The sequence below is a fragment of the Bradyrhizobium sp. P5_C12 genome, assembly GCF_054049735.1.
On record NZ_JBFULU010000124.1, the window covers coordinates 1 to 1,369 of the forward strand.

Annotated in this window: 2 protein-coding genes; one reads left to right on the top strand and one right to left on the bottom strand. The window is 54.1% G+C overall.

Annotation, left to right across the window (positions count from 1 at the left end):
- Window positions 1-491 (top strand): CPBP family intramembrane glutamic endopeptidase (locus tag ACXJMY_RS37875; protein WP_456624448.1); only part of this gene is annotated, 491 nt, incomplete at its 5' end.
- A 636-nt stretch (window positions 492-1,127) separates the two neighbouring features.
- Here ACXJMY_RS37875 and ACXJMY_RS37880 read toward each other — a convergent pair.
- Window positions 1,128-1,369, bottom strand: a 242-nt coding sequence (locus ACXJMY_RS37880; RefSeq protein ID WP_456624449.1) for a hypothetical protein, incomplete at its 5' end; no start/stop codon positions are given.

A 1,369-nucleotide genomic window follows, 5' to 3' on the forward strand; every position in this document is an offset into this window, starting at 1 on the left:
TGGCAGTTCTGTGCGCCATACCTGCTGCGCGGAAGATAGCCTTCCGATTTGAACCACTTCGAATGGCGCGATGGGAAGTGACCATCTGGATTGTCGGCATTGTCCTCGCGGACCACTATTGGGGCGGTTGGATCCAACGAACCATTAATGGAGGCCTACCTGCGACAGTGCTCGGGGCATATCCTGAAGTGCAGGGCTGGCTACATGTCGTCGATATCTTTTTTGGTCTTGGGCTAGTCGCCTTAAGTGAGGAGATCGTATTCCGCCGCTGTGCGCGTCATCTGCTCCAGAGCTATTTGGATGACGGCTATGCCTTGGTTCTCGCAACCTCATTTTTGTTTGGAGCCTATCACTGGTGGACGGGTTTCGGGAATATTGGCGCGGCTATGGTGATAGGTGGCTTGTTGATGATGTTGTACCGCCGATCCGGGGCACTTTGGCCTGCAGTTCTTGGACACTACCTGGCTGACATAGTGAACTTCGCGTTTTGAAAGGTCGCCTTTTGGCCCTTAGCCGAAGCTCGCTCGAAGCCCGTCCCATGTCGGCTGTCAGGGGCAAACCGGGCGTCGGTTCAGCTTAGGCCTACCGCTACTTTTGACCCGTAGCTGACTTCGTGCGCTAGTTAGGGAACCAATAACGCAATTGATGAACTTCGATCTGTCCCGCAAGCCTTTCTTTTGGAACGGGCCGATAGAACCTTTAGGCGCGAAGGATTGTGATTGTGTCCATGTACTTGCTCACTGCCTGTCTGATCGTGGTGGTCTTGACTTACGAGGTATCGTTTCGTCGATCCTGTAATCTCTCACGGGACTCTCAGTGGACTGCCCCGGCCCAGCGGCTCGTAGCGCGACGGCGGGCGCTTTGGCCCGCGTTCTGCGCTCTAATTTGTACGCTGCTAGGGCTGATCGGATTTGTTCACTTTCAAGAACAGCTTAGTCCTTCCGCAACGATCAATCTCATGATGCTTAGCGCCTCTTTCTTCAGCGGCTGGTTTCTTGGCGTCATTGCCGGGATGGATCGGATTTGAAGCCGCGATCAACGCAAAGCGAAAAGAGTGCATCGGGATTATCGTCGAGCAGTCGCTAACGTGGCTTAGTCCGACCTACGACGTGATATGCGTCAAACTCTCAGCTTCGCTTCTGGCCAATCAGCGAAGTAACGCGGCGCCTCGTTGAGGTCCGCTTATTAAGGCAGGGCGGACAAGATTTGCTCAGATCGAGTTCTTGGCATTTTAACCCATTGCGGCCCACCAGCCATCTAGCCTGGGGGCGGATGCAGTTTATGCCATTTTGCACGAGCGGTTTCCGCTGATCCGCCGCGCCGCATTTCACCTTCTCTAAAATCTTTCCAATACCGGTAGGTGCAATAT